The following is a 17,361-nucleotide window of genomic DNA, read 5'->3' as shown; positions in this document are numbered from 1 at the left end:
ACAATCTCTCGCATGGCAACCCGTTCTTCTTCCACCCCGCCGACTGCAGAAGCCTACGGCGAGGCGTCCATCCGCGTGCTCAAGGGCCTGGAGCCCGTCAAGCAGCGGCCGGGCATGTACACCCGCACCGACAACCCGCTGCACATCGTGCAGGAGGTCATCGACAACGCTGCCGACGAGGCGCTGGCCGGCTTTGGCAAGCACATTGCCGTCACGCTGCATGCCGACGGTTCGATCAGCATTGACGACGATGGCCGCGGCATTCCCTATGGCCTGCACCCGGAGGAGCAGGTGCCGGTGATCGAGATCGTCTACACCCGGCTGCACGCCGGCGGCAAGTTCGACAAAGGCGCCGGCGGCGCCTACAGCTTCTCTGGCGGCCTGCACGGCGTGGGCGTCAGCGTCACCAATGCCCTGGCCAAGCGGCTACAGGTCAATGTCTGGCGCGAAGGCCATGCCGCCGGCCTGGTGTTTTCGGGCGGCGACGTGATCGAGCCGCTGCAGGTGCGCAAGACGACTGCGGGCGAGCGCAAGCACGGCACCTCGGTGCGCGTGTGGCCCGACGCCAAGTACTTCGAAAGCGCAGAACTGCCGCGCAACGAACTGATGCACCTGCTGCGCAGCAAGGCGGTGCTGATGCCCGGCGTCACCGTCACCCTGACGACCGAGAAGGCCAGCGGCCCGGAGGTCCAGACCTGGCTCTACAAGGGTGGCCTGCGCGACTACCTGGCGCAGGCCCTGCCGGCCGAGCCGATGGTGCCGCTGTTCGAGAGCGAGCACTATGCCAGCGCGGCCGAGACCGAGAACTTCGCTGAAGGCGAGGGCGCGGCCTGGTGCGTGGCCTTCACCGAGGAGGGTGGTCTGCTGCGCGAAAGCTATGTGAACCTGATCCCTACCGTGGCCGGCGGCACCCACGAAGCCGGGCTGAAGGACGGCCTGTTCGGCGCCATCAAGGGCTTCATCGAACTGCATTCGCTGCTGCCCAAGGGCGTGAAGCTGATGCCCGAAGACGTGTTCTCGCGCGCTTCCTTCGTGCTGTCGGCCAAGGTGCTGGACCCTCAGTTCCAGGGCCAGACCAAGGAGCGGCTGAACAGCCGCGACGCATTGAGACTGGTCGCCTCCTATGTGAAACCTGCGCTGGAGCTGTGGCTCTCGCAGCATGTGGACGTGGGCCGCAAGCTGGCCGAGCTGGTCATCAAGCAGGCGCAGACGCGCCAGCGTGCCAGCCAGAAGGTCGAGAAGCGCAAGGGCTCGGGCGTGGCGGTGCTGCCGGGCAAGCTGACCGACTGCGAGAGCCGCGACCTGGGCATGAACGAGCTGTTTCTGGTCGAGGGCGACTCGGCCGGTGGCTCGGCCAAGATGGGGCGCAACAAGGAAACCCAGGCGGTGCTGCCACTGCGCGGCAAGGTGCTGAATGCCTGGGAGGTCGAGCGCGACCTGCTGTTCAAGAACAACGAGATCCACGACATCTCGGTCGCCATCGGCGTGGACCCGCACGGCCCGAACGACTCGCCGGACCTTTCCGGCCTGCGCTACGGCAAGGTCTGCATCCTGTCGGACGCGGACGTGGACGGCTCGCACATCCAGGTGCTGCTGCTGACGCTGTTCTTCCGCCACTTCCCCAAGCTGATCGAGACCGGCCATGTGTACGTGGCCAAGCCGCCGCTGTTCCGGGTGGACGCCGCGGCGCGTGGCAAGAAGCCCGCGGCCAAGATTTATGCACTGGACGAAGGCGAGCTGGAGGCCACGCTGGACAAGCTGCGCAAGGAAGGCGCGCGCGACAGCAGCTGGTCCATCAGCCGCTTCAAGGGCCTGGGCGAAATGAGCGCCGAGCAGCTGTGGGACACCACGCTGAACCCGGACACCCGCCGCCTGCTGCGCGTGGACTACGGTGCGGTGGATTTCACCGGGACCGTCAGCGCCATGACCCGCCTGATGGGCAAGGGCGAGGCCCAGGGCCGGCGCGAGCTGATGGAACTGCACGGCGACGACGTGGAAGTGGACGTCTGAAGACGCTGACACAACGCGGCACTGGCCGCGACGACGCTTGATGCCACGCACCGCTTCGGCGCAGTGCCGGGCGTGTGGTCCTTGTGAGGCAGCGGTTTGACCAGGCTTGGCCGGCTTGTTCCGGCCCTTTGGGTCGCCGCAGCCTTCCTAGAATCCGTGTGCTTGCTTCTTGCAAGCAACAGCCACGGGTCGCTGCCGGTGTGACACTTTTTGTCACCGGGCTTGCGACCCCTGTGTCCCGCCTGCCGGTGCTTGAGCCGCAGACGAGTGTCGGGACGTTTCGCGCCTCAGGAGCCGTTTTGATCGTCCGTCCCGTTGCTCATCGTTGTCTCGCCCTTGTCCGAAACCTGCCTCGCGCTTCCCGCCCCTTGCTGGCTGCGGCGGCGCTGGGCTTGTGCGCCGTCAGCGGCACGGCGCGCGCCGAGCTGTGGGGTTATGTGGACGGTGCCGGCGTTGCCCACTTTGCCGACAAGCCCATGGATTCGCGCTACTCGCAGGTGCTGCGCCAGCGCGACAGCGACACCTTCCGTGTGCCCGGCAAGACGACGGCCAGTGCCAGCTTGCTGACCTGGCTGGAATTCGCCCCCGAAGTGAAGGCCATTCAGCCGGTGCTGCGCGAGGCTGAGCGAGTCACCGGCGTGGACGCCGAGCTGCTCAAGGCCATCATCACGGTCGAATCCGGCTATCGGGGCGACCTGGTGTCGCCGCGCGGTGCGGTCGGCCTGATGCAGGTCACGCCGGTCACGGGCGACCGCTATGCCACCAAGGCCGAGGCCCAGGCCAGGCCGGTGGAGCAGCGCCTGCGCGACCCCAAGCACAACATCATGATCGGCGCGCGCATGCTGGCCGACCTGAGCCGGCGCTTCGGCGGCGTGGACGTGGCGCTGGCCGCCTGGAATGCAGGCGAGGGCAATGTGCGGCGCGCCGGCGGCAAGATCCCGGATTTCGATGAAACCCGGGCCCATGTGCACATGGTGCTGGAGCTGTACTGGGCGTTGTTGCAGCAGCGCCAGCAAGGCCTGGCCAACCAGATGAAGATGGTGCGCACGGACGGCTGAGCCGTCAGGTGCTGCTGCGGGCATGGCAAGTTGCCATGGCCCGCGCTGCCAAGCCTCAGGGCTTGATGATGTAGACCTGACCGTTGGCCTTCTTGCCACCGTACTTGGTGGTGCCCAGCAACTCGCCTGCCTTGGTGGTCGTCAGGCCCGAATACGCGCCGCTGCCGCCGGTGATGCCCCACAGCACGCTGCTGGCATAGCTGCCATCGGCCTGTGGGGTCAAGGTCACGACGCTGCCGCCGCCGGTGCTGCCGCCGCCCGAGGTGGCGGCATACAGCACGCCGGTCTTCTTGTTGACCAGCACGCTGCAGTACGGGAAAAAGCCCTCGTCGTTGGTGAAGTCGTGCACCGCGGCCAGCTTGTAGCCGCTCTTGCCTGGCGTGGCCTTGAACACCGTGCCGTTGGCGAACGCGCCGCCCATCAGCCCGGTGCCGTACAGGTTGCCGTCCTTGGCCAGCGTCACGCCGCCGGTGGGCAGCGTGCCGACCGTGCTGCCGAAGCTGTCGTTGACCTTGAAGCTCCAGCCGTTCGTGCCTTCGGTCAGGCTCCACAAGGTGCCGCTGAAGTTCATGCCGCCCGCAGTGGTGATGCCGTAGACCACGCCGTTGGCGTCCATGGCCAGCTTGCCGCGCGGGCCGGCGCCATCAATCGTGGTCTCGTGGAAGTGGTGGATGACCTGGTAGGTCCAGCTGCCGTCGCTCGCCGGGGTGAGCGTGAAGGCCACGCCGTCGCCGAAGTTGCCGCCTTCGAAGGCGGTGCCGATCAGCCGGCCCTTGGCGTCCAGCAGCAGGTCGCCATAAGGGTGGTAGCCCTCGGCACCACCCGTGAAGTGGTGCAGCACGCTGGGCGTCCAGCTGCCGTCTGCATTCGGGCTGAGGCGCAACACCGTGCCCGCGCCGACATTGCCGCCGATGTAGGCGGTGCCATAGAGGTTGCCGGCAGCGTCGGCAATCAGGCCGGCCTGCGGCATGGCGCCGTTGTCCAGGCCGCCAAACGAGAACACCGTCTTGGCGCCCCAGCTGCCGTCGTCTTTCTGCTTGAGCTGGTAGATCGCGCCCAGGCTGGCGCTGCCGCCACTGGCCGTCACGCCGTAGAACTTGCCACCGTGGGCCAGCAGGTCGCTGGCGGGGCTGGCGCCGTTGGGTGTGCCGGCAAAGCTGTAGGCGGTCTTGCCTTTTGCGGCCCAGCTGGGAGTGGCGCTGGCCAGCAGCGCGGCGGCGAAGAAGGCCGCAGAGCCCAGGGCGCGCAAGCGTGCGCCGGCCTTGCGGGCCGTGGAGGATGAAGCGTACATGGGGACTGTCTCTCTTGGATGAAGAACGACGGGGAGGGCGGGGCCTGGCTCGTGACCAGGCCCCGCCAATGCAAGCCGCTTACTTCTTGCGGTTCACTTCGAAGACGCCACCGTTCCAGCTGTCGTTGGCGTAGCTCATCGTGCCGAACAGTTCGGACTTGATGCGGGCCAGGCCGGCGTAGCTGCCATTGCCGGCAATGCCCATGTCATAGATCACGCTGTACTTGTAGCTGCCGTCATCGCTGGGCGCGAGCTGGTAGACCACGCCGGCGTTGGCGCTGCCGCCAGCCGCGGTGGTGCCGTAGAAGATGCCGTTGTCGGTCGGCATCACGGCGCCGTAGGGCTGCCAGCCCTGGCCGCTGCCGGCAAAGGCATGCAGCAGCGAGTAGGTGAAGCTGCCGTCGCCAGCCGGGGCCAGCTTGAACAGCGTGCCGCCGCCGTTCGGGCCGGCGGCAGTGGAGGTGCCGTACAGCGCGCCGCTGGTGTCGGTGGCCAGGCCGCCGACCGGGTTGAAGCCGTTGTCGCCGCGGAAGGTCAGCACGATGCTTTCGGCGTAGACGTTCTTTTCGCCCGGGGTCAGCTTGTAGACCACGCCGAAGTTGTAGGTGCCGCCGGCCACCGTGGTGCCGTACACCGCACCGGCCGAATCCACCACCAACTGGCCCGAAGGCGACTTGCCGTCGCCGTCGGTGCCGGTGAAGCCGTGCAGCAGCGCAAACTTCCAGCCGTTCTTCTTGGCGATCAGCTTGAAGGCCGTGCCCTGGCCGTGTTCACCGTTGAGCGAGGCGGTGCCGTACAGGTTGCCTTCAGCGTCGAACACCAGTTCGCTGACCGGCTGGCTGCCATCGGTCGAGCCCTGGAAGCTGTACAGCACCGAGTGCGTGAAGCTGCCATCGGCGTTCAGTGCCAGCTTGTAGACCGTGCCCTTGCCCCAGGTGCCGCCCTGCGCGGTCACGCCGTACAGGTTGCCCTTCTTGTCCTTGATCAGGCCGGCGGACGGCTGCTTGCCGTCGGCAGTGGTCTCGAATGCATAGATCAGCTTGCGCGCCCAGTGCACGCCGTCCGGCTGGAACAGTTCGTAGACGGCGCCCAGGCCGTAAGGGCCATCGTCGCTGGCCACGCCGTACAGCGTGTTGGTCTTGCTGACCAGCAGGCGGCCCAGCGGGGCGGTGCCGAAGGTGGTGGCGGTGAAGTCGGAGATCACGCTGGCTTCATTGGCCCAGGCCGCAACGCCGGGCATCAGCAGCCCCAAGGCAACGGTCGAGGCCAGGGTCAGTGCGCGCAGATGAGTGCCCAGACGCGCGTTGTTGCGCGGGTTGACCGAGGGCGCCTTGGATGCTGTATGAAACATGAATGTCTCGTTAAAAAGTGGGTTGGAACCACCATCTTAGGAAAGCGCCACCTCGACAGGGGCTGTCTGCCGAGCTGTATGTAAGTAAATGAAACATGCTCAGAATTTACCTGAGCATGATGTTGCGCATCATTGAGGCGTTTCCGCACGGTTACGGCGAACGCTTGTCTGGACTCGGTGCAGGCTGGAGCGATCCCGGGCAGTCGACGCCCCATTCGGGAGGTTTTGGGTCCCAAAACGGGGCAGCTCATCCCCCTAGAATCGAAACGGCCCGAAATGGTCCGAATCGGCGGTTTGCAAGGTCGGTGTGTTGCGGTTCATGTGAATTCGCGGCGATCGAGACCTGCGCTGCCAGTTCGGGCGGCCGCATGGCCGGCGGGCACAATGTGCTGCCCGGCGCATGCAGGCCTGAGCAGGCACCTGCGCCGTTGGCAAGATCCCCGGACCTTTGATGAAACCCGTGCCCATGTGCGGGCTGGCAACACATGGAACAGACTCCCCTGACTTTTGCCGGTGACGGCGACGGTGGCAACCCTGACAGCCTGACGCTGGCGCATTACGCCGAGCGGGCTTACCTCGAATACGCGCTTTCAGTCGTCAAGGGCCGGGCGCTGCCGGATGTGTGCGACGGCGCCAAGCCGGTGCAGCGCCGCATCCTCTACGCCATGCACCGCATGGGCCTGTCGTTCACCAACGCCGCACCCGGCGGCCCGAAGCCGCGCAAGAGTGCGAAGGTGGTGGGCGACGTGCTGGGCAACTACCACCCGCACGGCGACACGGCCGCCTACGACGCGCTGGTGCGCATGGCGCAGGACTTTTCGCTGCGCTACCCACTGATCGATGGCCAGGGCAACTTCGGCAGCCGCGACGGCGACGGCGCTGCCGCCATGCGCTACACCGAAGCGCGCCTGAACCCGATCGCCCGCCTGCTGCTCGACGAGATCGACGAAGGCACGGTCGATTTCATGGCCAACTACGACGGCACGCTGGAAGAGCCGCGCCTGCTGCCGGCCCGGCTGCCCTTTGTGCTGCTGAACGGCGCCAGCGGCATTGCCGTCGGCCTGGCCACCGAGATCCCCAGCCACAACCTGCGCGAAGTGGCCGCCGCGGCGGTCGCGCTGATCCGCAACGACAAGCTGGGCGACGACGAGCTGGCGCAACTGCTGCCCGGCCCGGATTACCCGGGCGGTGGCCAGATCATCTCCAGCGCGGCCGACATCCGCGCCGCCTATGCCGGCGGCCGCGGCAGCCTGAAGGTGCGCGCGACCTGGAAGATCGAGGAACTGGCGCGTGGGCAGTGGAACCTGGTGGTCACCGAGCTGCCGCCGGGCACCAGTTCGCAGAAGATCCTGGAAGAGATCGAGGAGCTGACCAACCCCAAGGTCAAGGCCGGCAAGAAGGCGCTCGCGGCCGAGCAGGTGCAGCTGAAGACGACGGTGCTGTCGGTGCTGGACGCCGTGCGCGACGAGTCCAGCAAGGACGCCGCGGTGCGGCTGGTGTTCGAGCCCAAGAGCCGGGCCATCAGCCAGCAGGAGCTGATCAACGTGCTGCTGGCGCACACCAACCTCGAAACCAACGTCTCGATGAACCTGACCATGGTCGGGCGGGACGGCCGGCCAACGCAGAAGGGCCTGCGCCAGATCCTGGCCGAGTGGGTGGACTTCCGCCAGGCCACGGTGCAGCGCCGCACCCGGTTCCGGCTGGACAAGGTGCTGGACCGCATCCACATCCTCGAAGGCCGGCAGCTGGTGCTGCTGAACATCGACGAGGTCATCCACATCATCCGCAATTCGGATGAGCCCAAGCCCGCGCTGATCGAGCGCTTCAAGCTGAGTGATCGCCAGGCCGAGGACATTCTCGAACTGCGGCTGCGCCAGTTGGCCCGGCTGGAAGCCATCAAGATCGAGCAGGACCTTGAAAAGCTGCGCGAGGACCAGCAGAAGCTCGAAGACATCCTGGCCAACCCGGGCTCGCTCAAGCGCACGCTGATCCGCGAGATCGAGGCCGATGCCAAGCAGCATGGTGACGAGCGCCGCACGCTGATCCAGGAGGAAAAGCGCGCGGTCGCCGAGGTCAAGATCGTCGACGAACCGGTCACCGTGGTCCTCAGCCTGAAGGGCTGGGCGAGGGCGCTGAAGGGCCATGAGGTCGACCCGAACACGCTGGCCTTCAAGGCAGGCGATGCGCTGCACGGCGTGTTCCCTTGCCGCAGCGTGGACACGCTCTACGTCTTCGGCTCCAGCGGCCGGGTCTACAGCGTGGCCGTGGCCACGCTGCCGGGCGGCCGTGGCGATGGTGTGCCGATGACCAGCCTGATCGACCTCGAAGCCGGCAGCCAGATTGCGCACTATTTCGCCGGCGTGGCCGAGCAGATCGTGCTGCTGGCCAACACCGGCGGCTTTGGCCTGCTGGCCCGCCTGGCCGACCTGAACAGCCGCCAGAAAGCCGGCAAGAGCTTCCTGACGCTGGAGGCCAGCGACCGCTTGCTGCCGCCGACTGCCGTCGCGCCGGCCCAGGTCAACGTGGCCTGCCTGGCGATGAGCGGCCGGCTGCTGACCTTCCCCCTGGCTGAGCTGAAGCTGCAGTCCAATGGCGGCAAGGGCTTGACGCTGATGGACGTGGACGCGAAGGATCCGCTGGTTTCGGTGGCCGTGTTTGCCGATCAGCTGCGTGTGATCGGCGCCGGTCGCGGCGGCAAGCCCAAGGATGAAATCATCAAGGGCGCAGCGTTGGCCAGCCACCAGGGCAAGCGTGCGCGCAAGGGCAGCAAGGTCGAGGCGGTATTGAAGCCAACCCAGGTGCTGGCGGGCTGATCGGCTGCTGGCTCAGGCGGGTGTTGCGCCGGTGAGTTGGCGCGTCACGGCGCGTCTCACCGGCGGCAGCACCTGGGCCAGCCACAGCACGGCCTTGCGCGCCGCGCGGGCGGCGGGCCGGTCGTCTGTGAACAGCTGTGCCACGCCATTGGTGCCGTGATAGACCGGCCAGGTGGTGCGCTGGTGTTCGGCCGCGTAGCGCTGCAGGGCCCGGGCATCGCCGACATCGCCGCAGGCCCGGAACGCAGCCGCCACTTCGCGTGTCAAGGTCTGCACGCCGTAGAGCCCGAAGTTGAAGCCGTGCGCGGTGACCGGGTGCATGCCGACCGCCGCGTCCCCGATCAGTGCGATGCGCGGGCCCACCAGCCGCAAGGCCTGCACGGCCACCAGCGGGTAGGCATGCCGCTGCCCGGCCAGGTGCAAGCCGCCCAGCGACGGTCCGAACTGCTCGGTGAGTCGTGCGGCGAAGGATTGGTCGTCCATGTCCAGCCAGCCAGCGGCCTCTGCCTGGCGCACGGTCAGCACCGCGGAGCTTTGCAGACCTGCCATGGGCAACATGGCCAGGGTCAGGCCGTAGCGAAAACATTCGTGGGCAATGCCCTGGTGCGGCAAGGTGTGGGCAACCCGGCAGACGATGGCGGTGCGGCCGAAATCCAGCGAGCGGGCCGGCAATCCCGCCATCCGGCGCAGCGCGGAAAAGCGGCTGTCCGCGGCCACCACCAGCGGCGCCTGCCAGCGGCGGCCGTCGGCAGTGTCCAGCACGGCCACTGCCGGCTGTGCCTCAAATCGAACGACGCAGGCCTGCGTTTCGACCTGGACGCCGGGCGTGTGTTGCGCCACGGCCCAGGCGGCTTCCCGCAGGCGGTGGTTCGGCACCAGCCAGCCCAGGGCCTCGTGCCCGTCGCTGCGTGCATCGAATTGCAGCGGCCACGGCATGCCGCCGTCGTGCACATGGGCCTGGCGCAGCGGCGCAATCTCGGCGGCGGGAAGACGCTGCCAAATGCCCAACTCCTCCAGGATTCGCCGCGAGCGGTGGGTGAGCGCGATGTCCCGTCCGTCTTCCGCCGGCTTGGCCAATGCGGCCCAGAGCGCCTGTTCCAGCACGGTGATGCGCAGGCCTTGGCGGGCCAGGGCAATGGCCAGTGCAAGTCCTGCGGGACCGGCGCCGGCGATCAGCACGTCAACAGATGCGGCGGAGGCGTGGGGCATGGGCAAGGCTTTCGGCGCGAGAGCTGCGCGTGAGGAACCACCGCACCTTAGCGGCACCTTCCAGCGTGGCGTTTGATCTGCCTCACGACCCATTCACGCATTGCCGCGGCCGGTTCGAAGAGGGCTTGCCTCCGCACGGGTGTCTACTTCCGCCCGTCTTTTCCGGTGATTGCCCTCACAGCCGACGTGGCATGCTGCCCTCGTGCTGAAGACCATACCTTCCCCTCAGTTGCAACTGGGCATGTTCCTCCACCAGCTCACCGGCTCGTGGATGGATCATCCGTTCTGGCGTTCCAAATTCCTGCTGCGTGACCAGCGGGACATTGCGCGCATCCTCGAAGCCGGCATTGCCGAAGTCGTCATCGACACCGAACGCGGCCTGGACGTGCCTCTGGCAGACGAGGCCAAAGACGCGGTGGCGGTCGTCGGCGCGGAGGCCTTGGCAACGCCGGCCGAAGAAGAGGACTCGCCTCTGCCCATGCCGCATCCGGCGCTGGACCCGGTGGGGCCCCGCTACACCGATGCACTGCAGGTCAGCCGGCAGGCCATGGGCAGCGTGATGGGCCTTTTCGACGCAGCCCGCCTGGGCCAGGCGGTGGACGCCAAGACCTGCCTGCCGGTGGTCGAGGGCATCGTCGATGCGATGTCCCGCAAGCCCGGGGCGCTGGCCAGCGTGGCCCGGCTGAAGACGGTGGACGACTACACCTACATGCACGCGGTGGCGGTGTGCGCGCTGATGGTCGGCCTGGCCCGCCAGATGGGGCTGCCTCCAGCCATGGTGCGCGAAGCCGGCCTGGCCGGGCTGGTGCTGGACATTGGCAAGGCGGCGCTGCCGACCGAGCTGTTGAACAAGCCCGGCCGGCTCAGCCCTGAAGAGCTGGCGCTGATGAAGACCCATGTGCGCCACAGCCACGACATGCTCAAGTCCGAAGGCGGCTACAGCCCGGCCGTGCTCAACGCCTGCCTGCATCACCACGAACGGGTGGACGGCAGCGGCTATCCGGACGCGCAGGCGGGAGAGCGCATTGGCGTGCTGGCCCGCATGGCCGCGGTCTGCGATGTGTACGATGCGGTGACCTCGCGCCGGCCTTACCGCACGCCCTGGGACCCGGGCGACGCGATGCGGCAAATGGCCCAGGCCAAGGGGCAGTTCGACAACGCCGTGTTCCAGCATTTCGTCAAGGCCGTGGGCATCTACCCGGTGGGTTCGCTGGTGCGGCTGCAGTCAGAGCACCTGGCCGTGGTGCTGGCGCTCAACAGCAGCGCGCTGTTGACGCCGCGTGTGCGTGTCTTCTACGACATTGGCGAGCGGCACCGCATCACGCCTTATGTGCTGGACCTGGCCGATGGCTCGGCCAAGAACCGCATCCTCGGCCCCGAGGTGCCTGACGCCTGGCGCTTTGCCGACCTCGAGCAGCTCTGGCTGCTGGACTGACGAGGCGAGCGAGCCGGCGCCACGCACCGGCCCGTTGGCTCATGAGAAAACGCCGGGCCGCCCCAAGTTTTCTCATCCCCCTCGGGGGGCCTGACGCGAAGCGGCAGGTCTGGGGGCCCTCTCAGACCCGGCGCAGCGTCTGCACCCAGATCAAGCCGCACAGCGCAAACAGCGCCAGGCTCCAGAACGCAAACGGCACGCCCAGCAGGTTGACGGCTGCATCGGCGCAGGACGCCATCGGCGCGAAGACCGAAGGCGCCAGCTCGAACAGGCCCAGCTTGTCGAGGATCTTGTCGGCCAGCGTCAGGTTGCAAGAGGCGCTGGCCGCAGCATAGAAGTGCTGCCACAGCGCGCTGGCCACACCTGCCAGGCTCAGCAGCAGGCCCAGGCCGGCCAGCGGCTTGCGCAGCCCGCGCACGGCCGCGGCCAGCAAGGCCAGCACGCCAATCACCAGGAAGATCAGCCGCTGCAGCGTGCACCAAGGGCAGGGCAGCATGTCCAGCCTGTACTGGGCAAACAGCGCGAAGCCGACCGCGCCGAAGCACAGCAGCGCCACCAGCACCAGCCACTGGCTGGCGGCTTGTCTGCCGCGGGCCATCAGGCTTGGATCTCGGCGATCAGTTCGATCTCGACGCAGGCGCCGCGCGGAATCTGCGCCACGCCAAACGCGCTGCGCGCATGCGCGCCGACCTCGGGGCCGAAGACCTCACCGAGCAGTTCGGAGCAGCCGTTGGTCACCAGGTGCTGCTCGGTGAAGGTGGGCGCGGAATTGACCAGGCTCATGACCTTGACGATGCGCTTGACGCGAGACAGGTCGCCACCGACCGCGGCGCTCAGCGTGCCCATCAGCTCGATGGCGATGGAGCGCGCCGCGGCCTGGCCTTCTTCTGTGGCCATGTTCACGCCGAGCTGGCCGACCCAGGGCTGGCCATCGGGCTTCTTGGCAATGTGGCCGGAGATGAAGACCAGCGAGCCGGTCTGCACGAAGGGCACATAGGCGGCAGCCGGAATGGCCACGGGCGGCAGCGCAATGCCCAGTTGTTGCAGGCGTTCGGCGACGGACATGATGACTTCTCTTTCTTCAAAAAACAGACGGTGCGGGAATCCTACACTGGGGCATGAGAAGACGAGGGGGAGGGGCGGATGACAGGCTGGGGCCGTAGCGTCCTGCTGTTGGTGCTGGGCTGGACTGCGGGCCTGGCTTTGCAGCTTCAGCAAGCGGCGCTGTGGCCGTTGCCGGCCTATGGTGGCTTGCTGGCGGCGGGTGCGGTCTGCTTTCTGGCTGCTGCCTGGCTGCAGCGCCGGGCCGTGCTGCTGCTGGCCCTGGGGCTGGGCCTGGCGGCCTTCGGCAGCACGGGCCTGCGTGCCGCCGCGAGGCTGGCGCAGGTCTTGAGCCCGGCGCTGGAAGGTGCAGAGCTCAGTGTGCAGGGCCGTGTCGTCGGCCTGCCGCAGGTGGACGCAAACGGTCTGCGCTTTGTGCTGCAGGTGAGCGGCGTGCAGGCGGCCGGTGGCCAGCCCATGCCGCTGGACAGTTTCCCTGCGCAGCTGTGGCTCTCATGGCCAGTGCCTGGCAGCCCGGACGAACTGGCTGGCGGTACCGCGGGTGCGCCTGCTGCCTTGCGGGCCGGCGAAGCCTGGCGCCTGCCGGTGAAGCTGAGGCGCCCGCATGGCGCGATGAACCCCGGTGGTTTCGATGCCGAGCTGTGGATGTTCGAGCAGGGCTTGGGCGCGGTCGGCGCGGTGCGCGCGCCCAGGCCTGGCATGGCCCAGCGGCTGGACGGCCCGCGCTGGTGGCAGCCAGTCGAAGTGCTGGACACGCTGCGCCAGCGCTGGCGTGACCGCATCCTGCTCGGCACGGCCGACCCGGCGGCCACCGGCTTGCTGGCGGCGCTGGCGGTGGGCGACCAGTCGGCCATCGACGGCAAGGGCTGGGCGCTGTACCGGCAGACAGGCGTGAGCCATTTGATCTCGATCAGCGGGCTGCACATCACCTTGTTCGCCGCCATGGCAGGGCTGCTGGTGGGCACCGGCTGGCGGCGCAGCGTGCGGCTGCGGCACTGGCTGCCGGCGCCGGTCGCCGCGCGCTGGGGCGGCCTGGTGTTTGCCACGCTGTATGCGCTGATGGCGGGCTGGGGTGTGCCGGCGCAGCGCACCGTCTGCATGCTGGCGCTGGCGGTTGTGCTGCGCAGCTTCGGTCCGCCCTGGCCAGCCTTGCTGCTGTGCGCGCTGACGGGCGCGCTGGTCACGCTGCTGGATCCGTGGGCCATGCTGCAGCCGGGCTTTTGGCTGTCCTTCGCCGCGGTGGCGCTGCTGATGATGGCCGACTCGGCCGAGCCCGCGACCTCTGCCGGGCCGGTGGGCTGGCGGGCTTGGCTGCTGCTGGCCCTGCGCCGCGCGGCGCGTGCCCAATGGGTCATCACCGTGGGCCTGGCGCCGTTGACGCTGGTGCTGTTCCAGCAGATCTCGCTGGTCGGCTTGCCGGCGAACTGGGTGGCCGTGCCGCTGGTGACCTTCGTGATCACGCCGCTGGCCTTGCTGGGCACGCTGTGGCCAGGCTTCTGGACCTTGGCGGGCTGGCTGCTGCAGCCACTGCTGGCCTGGCTGCAGTGGCTCGCCAGCTGGCCGGCAGCGAGCTGGGGCGTGCCGGAGTCCACCGCGCTGGTGATGGCCTTCGGGCTGCTGGGCGGCCTGCTGCTGGCTTTGCCATTGCCGTGGCGCCTGCGGCTGCTGGGTGTGCCGCTGGCGTTGCCGCTGCTGTGGCCTGCAGTGCCGCGGCCGCCGGTGGGCGAGTTCGAGCTGGTCGCGGCGGACGTGGGGCAGGGCAGCGCAGTGGTGATCCGCACCGCGCATCACACGCTGGTGCACGACACCGGCCCGCGCTTTTCAGTCGATAGCGACGCCGGCCAGCGTGTGCTGCTGCCGCTGCTGCAGGCGCTGGGCGACACCCAACTGGACACGCTGGTGCTGAGCCACCGCGACCTGGACCACGTCGGCGGCGCGCCGGCCTTGCTCGCCCGCTGGCCGCAGGTGCGCCTGCTCAGCAGCCTGGAAGCTGGGCACCCCTTGCTGGCGCAGGCGGTGCACCACGAGACCTGCGCCGCCGGCCAGCAGTGGGATTGGGACGGCGTGCATTTCCAGATGTTGTTTCCCGCACCTGGCGCCCAGCTTGTCGGCGTCAAACCCAACACCGTCAGCTGCGTGCTGAAGGTCAGCGACGCGGCGGGCCGCAGCGCGCTGCTGACCGGCGACCTCGAAGCGGCGCAGGAACACATGCTGGTGGCGCAGTCACCCGAACTGCTTGCCAGCACCGTGCTGCTGGTGCCACACCATGGCAGCCACACCTCGTCCAGCGAAGAATTCTTGCGTGCGGTGGGGCCGAAGGTGGCCGTGGTGCAGGTAGGCTATCGAAGCCGCTTTGGCCATCCGCATCCGCAGGTGCTGGCGCGCTACCAGGCGCTGCGCGTGCCGGTGGTGCGCAGCGACCACTGCGGTGCGTGGCGTTGGTCGGCAAATGGTGCAACATGCACGCGCGACGTGCAAAAGCGCCATTGGCACTGGCAGGGGCCGGCCGCCAGCGGGTCTGTTCTGCCCGCGGCTGGTGCGGTTGTTGCTACGGATTCCCCTGCAGGAGAGCATGAATGAGACCCAGCTTCGACGAGATGCATGCGAACAGCGCGACAGTGCGCGAGCACTACCGCACTTACGACCGCTGGCTTGCCCAGCAGCCGGGCGACATGATGAAGGCGCGCCGCGAGGAGGCCGAGGTCATCTTTCGCCGTGTCGGCATCACCTTCGCCGTGTATGGCGACAAGGATTCCGGCGAAGGCACCGAACGCCTGATCCCGTTTGACCTGATTCCGCGGGTCATCCCGGCGCACGAGTGGCGCGAGATGGAAAAAGGCCTGGCGCAGCGCGTCACCGCGCTGAACCGCTTCATCCACGACGTCTACCACGGCCAGGAGATCCTGAAGGCCGGCATCGTGCCCGCCGAGCAGATTACCCACAACGCGCAGTTCCGCCCAGAGATGATGGGCGTGGACGTGCCGCACGGGCTGTACTCGCACATTGCCGGTATCGACATCGTGCGTGCCGCCAACCCCGATGGCTCCGGCAGCTACTACGTGCTGGAAGACAACCTGCGCGTGCCCAGCGGTGTCAGCTACATGCTGGAAAACCGCAAGATGATGATGCGGCTGTTCCCGGATCTGTTCTCCGACCACCGCGTCGCCCCGGTGGCCCACTACCCCGACCTGTTGCTGGAAACGCTGCGCAGCGTCGCCCCCAGCGGCGTCAACGATCCGACCGTGGTGGTGCTCACGCCGGGCATGTACAACTCGGCCTACTTCGAGCACGCCTTCCTGGCCCAGCAGATGGGTGTGGAGCTGGTCGAAGGCCAGGACTTGTTCGTCAAGGACAAGTTCGTCTTCATGCGCACCACGCAAGGCCCGAAGCGGGTCGACGTGATCTACCGCCGGCTGGACGACGACTTCCTGGATCCGGACGTCTTCCGCCCGAACTCCACGCTGGGCTGCGCCGGCCTGATCGAGGCCTACAAGGCGGGCAATGTCACGCTGTCGAACGCGGTGGGCACGGGTGTGGCGGACGACAAGTCCATCTACCCCTACGTGCCCAAGATGGTCGAGTTCTACCTGGGTGAAAAGCCCATCCTGAACAACGTGCCCACGCACCTGTGCCGCGAGCCGGACGACCTGAAGTACGTGCTGGACCACCTGCCGGACCTGGTGGTCAAGGAAGTGCACGGCGCAGGCGGCTACGGCATGCTGGTCGGCCCGGCGGCCACCAAGGCCGAGATCGAGGACTTCCGGGCTCACCTGATCGCCAACCCGAGCAACTACATCGCCCAGCCCACGCTGAGCCTGTCGACCTGCCCGACCTTCGTCGAGTCGGGCATCGCGCCGCGCCACATCGACCTGCGGCCGTTTGTGCTGTCTGGCGCCAAGGAAGTGCAGATGGTGCCGGGCGGCCTGACGCGCGTGGCGCTCAAGGAAGGCTCTCTGGTCGTCAACTCTTCACAAGGCGGTGGTACCAAGGACACCTGGGTGCTGGAGGACTGATCCCTCGACATTGACAACGCTTTTGAAGCGACTCCCGGAACAAGGCTACAAACGGATCACACATGCTTTCTCGAACTGCCGACCATTTGTTCTGGATGGCGCGCTACATGGAGCGCGCCGAGAACACCGCCCGCATGCTGGACGTCAACTACCAGAGCTCGCTGCTGCCGCAGTCGGCCGCGGTGGCCGAGCAAGGCTGGCGCGGGCTGCTCAGCATCTCCGAGCTGACGCACGACTACAACAACCGCTACGGGGCGATCCACCCGCGGCAGGTCAAGGACTTCATGGTGCGCGACGAGCGCAACCCCTCGTCCATCCTCAGCTGCCTGCGGGCGGCGCGTGAAAACGCCCGCGCGGTGCGCGGCTCCCTGACCACCGAGGCCTGGGAGACGACCAACCAGACCTGGCTGGAGTTCAACCGCATGCTGGCCGATGGCGTGATGGCGCGCGACCCGTCCTCGGTGTTCGAGTGGGTCAAGTTCCGCTCGCACCTGTCGCGTGGCGTGACGGTGGGCACCATGCTGCAGGACGAGGCTTTCTACTTCATCCGCATCGGCTCCTTCCTGGAGCGGGCCGACAACACCGCCCGCCTGCTGGACGTGAAGTTCCATGCGGTGGAGAGCGACTTCTACGGCGCGGCCGACGAACGCGACAGCGAGTACGACTTCTATCACTGGTCGGCCATCCTGCGCTCGGTCTCGGCCTTCGAGATCTACCGCAAGGTCTACCGCAACGTGATCCAGCCCGACAAGGTGGCCGAGCTGCTGATCCTGCGGCCGGACATGCCACGCTCGCTGGCCGCCTGCCTGAACGAGGTCGTCACCAACCTGAAGCTGGTGTCCAACGAACAATCGGGCGAGACGCTGCGCCGCGCCGGCCGGCTGCGCTGCGACCTTGAATTCGCCCGCATCGACGAGATCCTGTCCACCGGCCTGCATGCCTACCTGACCCAGTTCCTGGACCGCGTGGGCGACCTGGGCCTGGGCATCAGCCGCGACTTCCTGGTTTCGGCACATTGAACTTCGCGCGGGCCGGCTGGTGCCCACGGGGTGCCAGCCGGTTCGCGCGCGCCGCAGACATCGACAACCGTTCATCCTGTCGTTGACCGACGCAAAGGAA

General features: G+C 67.6%; 12 protein-coding genes. 7 read left to right on the top strand and 5 right to left on the bottom strand.

Annotated elements, in window-relative coordinates:
* Positions 1–12 precede the first annotated feature (12 nt).
* Together AC3WR5_RS01535 and AC3WR5_RS01530 are read left to right on the top strand one after the other, a co-directional pair.
* On the top strand, positions 13–2,010 hold the full coding sequence (locus tag AC3WR5_RS01535) for a DNA topoisomerase IV subunit B (RefSeq protein WP_492481308.1): 1,998 nt from the start codon (positions 13–15) through the stop codon (positions 2,008–2,010).
* 368 nt (positions 2,011–2,378) lie between these two features.
* Positions 2,379–3,068: a lytic transglycosylase domain-containing protein gene (locus AC3WR5_RS01530; RefSeq protein WP_231012801.1), complete on the top strand. Its 690-nt coding sequence runs from the start codon at positions 2,379–2,381 to the stop codon at positions 3,066–3,068.
* Between the two features lie 55 nt (positions 3,069–3,123).
* Here AC3WR5_RS01530 and AC3WR5_RS01525 read toward each other — a convergent pair whose 3' ends face one another.
* Together AC3WR5_RS01525 and AC3WR5_RS01520 are read right to left on the bottom strand one after the other, a co-directional pair.
* A complete protein-coding gene (locus AC3WR5_RS01525; RefSeq protein ID WP_492481306.1) occupies positions 3,124–4,359 on the bottom strand; it encodes a choice-of-anchor tandem repeat GloVer-containing protein in 1,236 nt (411 codons plus the stop codon).
* Positions 4,360–4,438: 79 nt separating this feature from the next.
* Positions 4,439–5,710, bottom strand: coding sequence for a choice-of-anchor tandem repeat GloVer-containing protein (locus AC3WR5_RS01520; protein ID WP_492481304.1), 1,272 nt, complete (start codon positions 5,708–5,710; stop codon positions 4,439–4,441).
* A 485-nt stretch (positions 5,711–6,195) separates the two neighbouring features.
* On the opposite strand from AC3WR5_RS01520, the gene parC reads away from it, so the two are divergent.
* Entirely contained in the window at positions 6,196–8,523 is a 2,328-nt protein-coding gene (gene parC / locus AC3WR5_RS01515; protein ID WP_492481302.1) for a DNA topoisomerase IV subunit A, read from the top strand.
* 12 nt (positions 8,524–8,535) lie between these two features.
* On the opposite strand, the gene ubiM is transcribed toward parC, so the two are convergent.
* A complete protein-coding gene (gene ubiM / locus AC3WR5_RS01510; RefSeq protein WP_492481300.1) occupies positions 8,536–9,732 on the bottom strand; it encodes a 5-demethoxyubiquinol-8 5-hydroxylase UbiM in 1,197 nt (398 codons plus the stop codon).
* Positions 9,733–9,934: 202 nt separating this feature from the next.
* Here ubiM and AC3WR5_RS01505 point away from each other — a divergent pair, with 202 nt between their 5' ends.
* Positions 9,935–11,167: an HD-GYP domain-containing protein gene (locus AC3WR5_RS01505; RefSeq protein WP_492481298.1), complete on the top strand. Its 1,233-nt coding sequence runs from the start codon at positions 9,935–9,937 to the stop codon at positions 11,165–11,167.
* A 121-nt stretch (positions 11,168–11,288) separates the two neighbouring features.
* Here the strand turns inward: AC3WR5_RS01505 and AC3WR5_RS01500 are convergent, their stop codons facing one another.
* The gene (locus AC3WR5_RS01500) at positions 11,289–11,765 is read right to left on the bottom strand and encodes a disulfide bond formation protein B (protein WP_141286213.1); all 477 of its coding nucleotides are present in this window, start codon (positions 11,763–11,765) and stop codon (positions 11,289–11,291) included.
* A complete protein-coding gene (locus AC3WR5_RS01495; RefSeq protein ID WP_141286211.1) occupies positions 11,765–12,232 on the bottom strand; it encodes a RidA family protein in 468 nt (155 codons plus the stop codon). The genes AC3WR5_RS01500 and AC3WR5_RS01495 overlap by 1 nt, the downstream gene beginning before the upstream one ends.
* Positions 12,233–12,310: 78 nt before the next feature.
* Here AC3WR5_RS01495 and AC3WR5_RS01490 point away from each other — a divergent pair, with 78 nt between their 5' ends.
* The 3 genes from AC3WR5_RS01490 (at position 12,311) to AC3WR5_RS01480 (ending at position 17,261) form a co-directional block, all read left to right on the top strand.
* The gene (locus tag AC3WR5_RS01490; protein ID WP_492481295.1) at positions 12,311–14,809 is read left to right on the top strand and encodes a DNA internalization-related competence protein ComEC/Rec2; all 2,499 of its coding nucleotides are present in this window, start codon (positions 12,311–12,313) and stop codon (positions 14,807–14,809) included.
* Positions 14,806–16,242, top strand: a complete 1,437-nt coding sequence (locus AC3WR5_RS01485) for a circularly permuted type 2 ATP-grasp protein (RefSeq protein WP_141289586.1) — start codon at positions 14,806–14,808, stop codon at positions 16,240–16,242. Before AC3WR5_RS01490 ends, AC3WR5_RS01485 begins: the two co-directional genes overlap by 4 nt.
* A 62-nt stretch (positions 16,243–16,304) precedes the next feature.
* Complete coding sequence (locus AC3WR5_RS01480; RefSeq protein ID WP_141289587.1) at positions 16,305–17,261, top strand: alpha-E domain-containing protein; 957 nt, start codon at positions 16,305–16,307, stop codon at positions 17,259–17,261.
* Positions 17,262–17,361 lie beyond the last annotated feature (100 nt).

This window comes from Ideonella sp. FW305-24 (assembly GCF_058788035.1).
Note: the sequence above shows the minus strand (reverse complement) of the source record. Positions and strands in the feature narration are given on the sequence as shown.

Bases quoted from the DNA above. Each gene is read 5' to 3' on its own strand.
- AC3WR5_RS01535 (WP_492481308.1), top strand. From the start codon at position 13: ATGGCAACCCGTTCTTCTTCCACCCCGCCGACTGCAGAAGCCTACGGC.
- AC3WR5_RS01525 (WP_492481306.1), bottom strand. From the start codon at position 4,359: ATGTACGCTTCATCCTCCACGGCCCGCAAGGCCGGCGCACGCTTGCGC.
- AC3WR5_RS01520 (WP_492481304.1), bottom strand. From the start codon at position 5,710: ATGTTTCATACAGCATCCAAGGCGCCCTCGGTCAACCCGCGCAACAAC.
- parC (WP_492481302.1), top strand. From the start codon at position 6,196: ATGGAACAGACTCCCCTGACTTTTGCCGGTGACGGCGACGGTGGCAAC.
- ubiM (WP_492481300.1), bottom strand. From the start codon at position 9,732: ATGCCCCACGCCTCCGCCGCATCTGTTGACGTGCTGATCGCCGGCGCC.
- AC3WR5_RS01500 (WP_141286213.1), bottom strand. From the start codon at position 11,765: ATGGCCCGCGGCAGACAAGCCGCCAGCCAGTGGCTGGTGCTGGTGGCG.
- AC3WR5_RS01495 (WP_141286211.1), bottom strand. From the start codon at position 12,232: ATGTCCGTCGCCGAACGCCTGCAACAACTGGGCATTGCGCTGCCGCCC.
- AC3WR5_RS01490 (WP_492481295.1), top strand. From the start codon at position 12,311: ATGACAGGCTGGGGCCGTAGCGTCCTGCTGTTGGTGCTGGGCTGGACT.
- AC3WR5_RS01485 (WP_141289586.1), top strand. From the start codon at position 14,806: ATGAGACCCAGCTTCGACGAGATGCATGCGAACAGCGCGACAGTGCGC.
- AC3WR5_RS01480 (WP_141289587.1), top strand. From the start codon at position 16,305: ATGCTTTCTCGAACTGCCGACCATTTGTTCTGGATGGCGCGCTACATG.